Annotated in this window: 11 protein-coding genes; 5 read left to right on the top strand and 6 right to left on the bottom strand. The window is 66.6% G+C overall.

Annotated elements, in window-relative coordinates; all coding sequences use genetic code 11:
- Positions 1 to 307: 307 nt before the first annotated feature.
- The 5 genes from QZY03_RS10690 to gstA all read right to left on the bottom strand — a co-directional run bounded on the left by QZY03_RS10690 (position 308) and on the right by gstA (position 2,956).
- On the bottom strand, positions 308 to 553 hold the full coding sequence (locus tag QZY03_RS10690; protein WP_295580810.1) for a transposase: 246 nt from the start codon (positions 551 to 553) through the stop codon (positions 308 to 310).
- Positions 554 to 698: 145 nt separating this feature from the next.
- Positions 699 to 827, bottom strand: a complete 129-nt coding sequence (locus tag QZY03_RS10685; RefSeq protein WP_295580808.1) for a hypothetical protein — start codon at positions 825 to 827, stop codon at positions 699 to 701.
- Positions 828 to 1,094: 267 nt separating this feature from the next.
- Complete coding sequence (locus QZY03_RS10680) at positions 1,095 to 1,430, bottom strand: hypothetical protein (RefSeq protein WP_295580806.1); 336 nt, start codon at positions 1,428 to 1,430, stop codon at positions 1,095 to 1,097.
- 313 nt (positions 1,431 to 1,743) lie between these two features.
- Positions 1,744 to 2,205, bottom strand: coding sequence for a hypothetical protein (locus tag QZY03_RS10675; RefSeq protein ID WP_295580804.1), 462 nt, complete (start codon positions 2,203 to 2,205; stop codon positions 1,744 to 1,746).
- Between the two features lie 142 nt (positions 2,206 to 2,347).
- Positions 2,348 to 2,956, bottom strand: coding sequence for a glutathione transferase GstA (gstA, locus tag QZY03_RS10670; RefSeq protein WP_295580802.1), 609 nt, complete (start codon positions 2,954 to 2,956; stop codon positions 2,348 to 2,350).
- Positions 2,957 to 3,082: 126 nt separating this feature from the next.
- On the opposite strand from gstA, the gene QZY03_RS10665 reads away from it, so the two are divergent.
- The 3 genes from QZY03_RS10665 (at position 3,083) to QZY03_RS10655 (ending at position 4,161) form a co-directional block, all read left to right on the top strand.
- On the top strand, positions 3,083 to 3,220 hold the full coding sequence (locus QZY03_RS10665; protein ID WP_295580800.1) for a hypothetical protein: 138 nt from the start codon (positions 3,083 to 3,085) through the stop codon (positions 3,218 to 3,220).
- A 132-nt stretch (positions 3,221 to 3,352) separates the two neighbouring features.
- The gene (locus tag QZY03_RS10660) at positions 3,353 to 3,637 is read left to right on the top strand and encodes a hypothetical protein (RefSeq protein WP_295580798.1); all 285 of its coding nucleotides are present in this window, start codon (positions 3,353 to 3,355) and stop codon (positions 3,635 to 3,637) included.
- On the top strand, positions 3,637 to 4,161 hold the full coding sequence (locus QZY03_RS10655; protein WP_295580797.1) for a GNAT family N-acetyltransferase: 525 nt from the start codon (positions 3,637 to 3,639) through the stop codon (positions 4,159 to 4,161). Before QZY03_RS10660 ends, QZY03_RS10655 begins: the two co-directional genes overlap by 1 nt.
- A gap of 100 nt (positions 4,162 to 4,261) precedes the next feature.
- Here the strand turns inward: QZY03_RS10655 and QZY03_RS10650 are convergent, their stop codons facing one another.
- Positions 4,262 to 5,242, bottom strand: coding sequence for a DNA-binding protein (locus QZY03_RS10650; protein WP_295580795.1), 981 nt, complete (start codon positions 5,240 to 5,242; stop codon positions 4,262 to 4,264).
- Positions 5,243 to 5,281: 39 nt separating this feature from the next.
- Between QZY03_RS10650 and QZY03_RS10645 the strand changes: the two genes are divergently transcribed.
- A complete protein-coding gene (locus QZY03_RS10645; protein WP_295580793.1) occupies positions 5,282 to 5,455 on the top strand; it encodes a hypothetical protein in 174 nt (57 codons plus the stop codon).
- Between the two features lie 28 nt (positions 5,456 to 5,483).
- A complete protein-coding gene (locus QZY03_RS10640; RefSeq protein ID WP_295580791.1) occupies positions 5,484 to 5,777 on the top strand; it encodes a hypothetical protein in 294 nt (97 codons plus the stop codon).
- The last annotated feature ends 94 nt before the right edge of the window (positions 5,778 to 5,871 follow it).

Genomic DNA, 5,871 nt, shown 5'->3' with positions numbered 1-5,871 from the left:
TGGTGCGCCGCACCAGTTGGGCGGCGGCGAATTTCGTCAACTCAACCGCAGACCCGGACGCCCTCGTTATTTCCCGCCAGGATTGGCAACGCGTGCTGAATCAACTGGCCTCGACTCCCTGAAATGGCCAAAGTCGAGTTAAGGGGACGTCGCTGAAATTGAGATAGGGGCGACATGGGCGCCGACGACCCTTCAGAACCTTCATGGTCAAGCGCCCTGGCACGCGTGCCGGCGCGGGAGGTGAGTGCAACATCACCCGATGGCTGACCGCGCCCTGGCCGATCCCGGCGACTTCAGCCGTCGCGAATCAACCCGCGGCTTGCGTGACAGCGTCCAGCCAAGTCGCCCCATCCGGACTATCGAGGAGCGTCTCGGCCAGGTCTTCAAGGGTTTCGGCTTTGGCGACCCGCTCAAGCAGCGGCCCACTGCGCTCGGCGACTTCGGCACCGAAGCGCCTCCGGGCCAGGCGGACGAGCAATAGCAGTTCCTGTTGCAGCCCCTGCGCAATACCTTTGCGGATGCCGATCCGCTCAACACTGGTGACGTAAGGCATGTGCTCTATCCCCTTCAAAGAGCGGATGCCGTGCGGATGCACGCCATCCCGATGACGACTCAGCCGGCACAGAAACGGCGCAGCCGCGGGCTGTCGCGGGCGGTCTCATCGCCCGAGGGCAGAGGGGCCTGTGGATTCTCGTCAGTCAGGCGGCGATGTCGCCCATCACCCGTTCCCGTTGCAGGTCCCGGGTCAGCATGTGCCAGCCGTGGGCGTAGAGTACCAGCCGCAGGTCCGGGGCGGGCAGATTGCCGAGCACGGCGCAGAAGGCCACACGGGGATGATATGGTCGTGCTCGCCGTAGAGTACCAGTGTCGGTGTCTCGTCCACGACCGGGGCTTGCCGCCGCCGCGCCGATGGCCGGACACGTCAGTGCCGAGATCACCTGGCCGGCGCCACCCACTCATCCCCAGCGAGGAAGACAGCCCATGAGCGTATCGACCATGACACCCTTCCCGCCCGGCTTCCTCTGGGGCGGGGCCACGGCCGCCAACTAACTTCTTGGCGAGCTTGGCGCCGTGGCGTGAGCTGTTCCGGCTCGTCAAGGCGAGCCCTTTGCGGTATTGAGCGGAAACACAAAGGCGGCAATGCCGGAGCGCGTTATGGTCGGCGCCGTCGGTTCGATCCCGTGGTCGAAATGGCTGTTGCCGCGTGTATTGGCAAACCCGAGGTTGTATTGCGACAGGGCGCCGTCACCGGCGATGCTGGCGAACTCACGCTGATACAACTGGTAGAGACCGTCCTCGGGGCTGGTTTCGATGATGGTTCCGGCCTGCCATTTGCGACCCGAGCCCTGGTCGGGCATGTCGAGGTTCGAGGTCGCGACGTATAACCGCACCTGCCGCCCGGACGTGACGACACCGACCTTGAGGTGCATATCCTGGGGGTATCCGGGACCCGCGGGTTGCCGGACAGGTGGCTGCTGGTGAAGCCTTGCCATACCTTCTTTGCAGTCATCCGATAGTCCGGGTTGCCGCCAGCGATGGGTCTGTTGAGGTACTCATGGGTCCGCGTCGGGCAGGCGCCCGAGTGCTTACAGGCCTGCTGGAATTGATAATAGAGATTCACCGTCAGGTGCCCGGGAAAGGCGTTGGCCGGCGGCCATGCGTCGGGCCGCTTGCTGATGGCGACTGGTTTGCGGTCGGCATAGCCGGGGCAGGCCGGCTCGGGGCAGTCGACGAATCCGTAGTTCACCAGCCGGAACAGGTTGTCGATAAAGGGATTCGATTCGCCGATCTCGAACATGAAGAGGCGTCGCCCTGGGCCAGCCGCGTCTCGGCATCCAGCAGGATCTGGTCGTACCAGTTGACGTTCGCGAGCCCCGGGTCCGGGAGTTCCCCCGCGGTCGGTGGGTACAGGTTCGCGGGGAAGGGCAGCGAGAGGCCACCGTCGGTCCAGGTCGGTCCGACGAAGGCATTGCGTCTGCCCGCGTAGAACGAGACCTTTCGGCCGCCGATCGTCGCGGGGCGCGTCATGCCGCCGAGCCCGGAGGAGTCCCGGGCGCCGCCCTGAAAGACCGTGCCGGTGTTGCTGACGACGGCGTGCCAGAGGTCCTTGAACCAGCCATAGAGCGGCGGCGGGTGGCCGGGGCTGCCGGTCTCGACGAAGACCAGCGAATTGTTCGCCTTGGCGGTCACCCCGACGGTCTGCATGTTCGTCCATCCGTGCTGGGTGAGATAGACGCGGCCGTTCGTGCATTGCAGCGTCTTGACATGCGTGGCATCCGCGGGGATGTCGGTGTGGATGCACCGGATCGACGCGCCGGCCGAGATGGTCGCGCGCCCGACGCCGGGATCATCCCGTGAGCCCCTCCGCCTGCAAGGTCTCCTGCACCGCCGGGCGGGCGGCCACGCGCCCCAGATAGTCCTGCAACGCGGGCCAGGGGCTCAAATCGATGTTGAGCGGGGCGGTCCAATTGAGGACCGTGAACAGGTAGGCATCGGCGATGGTGAATTGCGCCCCCATCAGGAAGGGGCCGGCGCCCAGGGCACGCGCGAGCCAGTCGCAGCGACGCTGCACAAGTGCGATCGGGAGCGCGCGACAGGTCGCGGGGAGTTGGGGATTGAAGAGCCCACCCAAGGTCTTGTGAACCTCGGTGGCGATGAAATTCAGCCACTCAAGGAGGCGGTAATGGGCCAGGTCCGGCGGCAGTATCGAGAGCTTCAGGTCGGGCCGGGCATCGGCCAGGTACTGGAGGATGGCCGCGACCTCGGTGAGGACCTGGCCATTGTCCAGCGCCAGCGCGGGCACATAGCCCTTGGGGTTGATCGTCGCATAGTCCCGACCGTCCGCCAGGGTGCCAGTCGCGAGATCGACCGGCTCCAGGTCGAAGGCATAGCCAGCCTCGCGAAGCACGATGTGCGCCGCCATGGAGCAGGCGCCGGGGGCGTAATAGAGCTTCATCTTGGATACCTCTGGTTGGTGGTCGATGGGCTGGTGTGATCCGATAAGGGTCGGGTGGCGGGGCGCGATCGGCGCCGGTACACCGCAATGTCGGGTCCAGTTGCGTGTAATCGAGGTGCCCCGCAGGTGGCCGGCCACAATGTTCAGCGCTTTCTGCCAGCATCGCCACGCGGTGGCCGGATCGCCAGGGCAGACCCCGAAACCCTGCTGTCCTGGTCCCAGCGCATTCGCACCGCCGATCGCCTGGACGCGGTGCTGCACTGAGCGAGCGTCCGAGCGGAGAGCCCGCCGTGCGAACGTTCCTTGACCGTCTCCGAACCGCAGGCGCACGGCTGTCTTCCGTGTCATGCTAGACTTCTCTACAGTTCTGTAGAAACCAGCACGAGCAGGTGCGACGTGACCCAGATTTCCGCGAACATCTCTCCCGAAACCCGTGATCGCCTGGAACGGTACGTCCGTGCCCGGGGGATGAAGAAAGGGTTCGTGATCGAGCAGGCGCTGCTGCACCATCTACAGGCCATCAGCGAGATCCCTGAGGATATCGTGATACCCCCACGCCTCGTGGTCACGGCCGCGTCGGGCGAGCGGCTGCTGGAGCGGCTGAAGTCTCAGGAGGTCCCCAATCGGGCCATGTGTGAACTCTTCGGCGAGGATCCCGAGCCCGCTCACAGCGACCCCTGATGAGCATGAGGATTCGGCGGCTGGAGCCTGGCGACGATCGTGACCGGTTCCGCAGCGGACACCCAGACCTCGACCGCTTTTTCCATCGCTTTGCGGGCCAGAACCAGTTTCGCCACCATGTCGGCGTCACCTACATCGCGGTCGAGGATGATGCGATCCTGGGCTTTGTCACTGTTTCGCCGTCCGAGATCGAAATCGATGCGCTCCCCGCCGAGCGCCGTCGCCGGTTGCCGCGCTACCCATTGCCGACGCTACGATTGGCGCGACTGGCGGTGGCCGAGACGGCGCGGGACCGCGGGGTTGGCCAGGCCCTGTTGCGCTTCGCCTTGACCCTCGCCCGCCGGATGGCCGACGAGATCGGGTGTGTCGGCGTCGTCGTCGATGCGAAACCCGAGGCACGGACGTTCTATCTTCGCTATGGCTTCGAGCCGGTGTCGGTGGTCGAGGGCCTTCTGCTCGATCGACCAGAGCCGACGCCGATGTTTCTGCCGCTGTCGTCGATTCCGTGCCCCGACAACCGGTGACCTATCACCGCGATCCAACTGATCAAGAATCGCTCGTCCATGACCGCCGAACGGGCCAACGCCTTGACCCAGCAGGGTCGGCGATCCAGGGTGGTGCCGATTACTCCGGTGTTGCAGGCGTCGGGCGGCTGTCCGGGCTGGCGAAGCGGCCAGTGATCTCGGACTGCACCCTCCGAAGGTCCTGCCGTAAACGCTGCGCCTCCAGGGCCAAGGTCCTCTTTTCCTCGATCAGCGCCGTTTCCCGGGCACGGGCCTCCGCCATTGCCGCCTGATGTTCTGCGAGCCGGCTGAGCCAGTGCTGGGTATCCGCGTCCCGCGCCTGTTGTTCCGCCTGGACCGTGGTCGCCAATGTGGCACGCTGGCCGTCGCGCTCGGACACTGAGCAGCGCAACTGTTCCGCCAACGCCTGTGCGGCTTCAAGGTCCGCCCGCGTCTGTATGGCAGCGCCCCTGGCGAGCGCCTCCGCGCGCTCCAGCAACTCGGCCCGCGCCGCCGCGACCTCCTGGTCCACCTGTATGCGGGCGATGCGCTCCTGGGCCGCCTTAAGGCTGTCCGCCGCCGCGGCAACGCGTTCGGCATGATCCCGCTGGCGGGACTGCGCCAGGGCCTCAATCGTCTCCTGGAGGGCCGCGGTACGGGCGGCGAGGCTGTTACCGGCCAACTCCAAGGCGTCCGGCGTTTCCAGCACTATCGTGCCCTGGCTGTTCAACTCGGCGGCCAAGCGCTCGCTCTCGGCCCTGGCCGCGTCGCGCTCCCCAGCGACCGCCGCGACCTGGGCGTCCAGCCCCAAGACCCGGGCCTCAAGCGCCGTCTTCGCATTCTCCCACTGCTCGCCGGCCAGCCGGCACGCCTGGTCCCAGACCGCGGCCACCTGCGTGCGCAGGGCCTCGGGGATGCCGGGGATTTGAAAGCGCCGGGCGGCCTCGTTGAGCCAGTCGTTGATCCCGGCGCCGATCGCCTGCTGGGAGCCCTTACCACCCAGTCCCTCGCGGACGGCGGCGATCGTCGGGCGCTTGCCGGCGGCGGCGAGGGTACAGGCGGTCTGGAAGGCGCGTTGGCGGGCCGTTCCGTGGGCGCTCATGGTGTGTCCGGTGGGCGCTTGAAGGCGCCAACGACGCCGATGCCAACGCGCTCGATGATCGAACTCACCGCCCCATGGACCGACCATGTGCCCGTCCATGCCTCCCCCGGCCGATGCGCCAGACGATCGAGCCAAATGCGTTTCACCCATCCGGATGGATCGGCCAAGGAGTGGGGCTATGCCGAGATGGGCACCGGGTCCGGGCTATTTTGAGGTCCGGTGGGGGAAAGCCGGCCAACTGGTGCAGAACCAGATCGGTCTGACCCGCGCGATCGTCCATCAGCGTCGGACCGAGAAGATGAACAAGGGCTATCAGCCCGTTGGGCGGCGCCTGATCAACACGCAAGGGGCGGTCAGCCCTCTTCCGCGCAGTCAACCGTCGGCACCCGAGCGCCCACCAGCACCGCAGCCCCCGCCGAAGAAACCGACGAAGTCCGCCATCGACATCGCTGCCCTCCTGGGTGGGGATGAAGACGGCTTCTACTTCTACTCGACTTTGGCCATTTTTGCAGCTGGGCGCAGGCCCCGCAACTGACGCCACGGCGGTGCCGAAGCGTGTGCTGAGCCGGGGGTTGCGGCGGCCGATCGTCGCGGCCAGCCGCCGTCCATCGGCGGGCGTGGCCCGCGGC

The sequence above is a fragment of the uncultured Lamprocystis sp. genome, assembly GCF_903933125.1.
Lineage (GTDB): Bacteria > Pseudomonadota > Gammaproteobacteria > Chromatiales > Chromatiaceae > Thiodictyon.
The sequence above is the reverse complement of the archived record's forward strand: the minus strand, read 5'-3'. Positions and strand labels throughout refer to the sequence as shown.

Coding starts and splice junctions, on each gene's coding strand:
- QZY03_RS10690 (WP_295580810.1), bottom strand. CDS start 553: ATGCCTTACGTCACCAGTGTTGAGCGGATCGGCATCCGCAAAGGTATT.
- QZY03_RS10680 (WP_295580806.1), bottom strand. CDS start 1,430: ATGCACCTCAAGGTCGGTGTCGTCACGTCCGGGCGGCAGGTGCGGTTA.
- QZY03_RS10675 (WP_295580804.1), bottom strand. CDS start 2,205: ATGCAGACCGTCGGGGTGACCGCCAAGGCGAACAATTCGCTGGTCTTC.
- gstA (WP_295580802.1), bottom strand. CDS start 2,956: ATGAAGCTCTATTACGCCCCCGGCGCCTGCTCCATGGCGGCGCACATC.
- QZY03_RS10655 (WP_295580797.1), top strand. CDS start 3,637: ATGAGCATGAGGATTCGGCGGCTGGAGCCTGGCGACGATCGTGACCGG.
- QZY03_RS10650 (WP_295580795.1), bottom strand. CDS start 5,242: ATGAGCGCCCACGGAACGGCCCGCCAACGCGCCTTCCAGACCGCCTGT.
- QZY03_RS10645 (WP_295580793.1), top strand. CDS start 5,282: ATGCCAACGCGCTCGATGATCGAACTCACCGCCCCATGGACCGACCAT.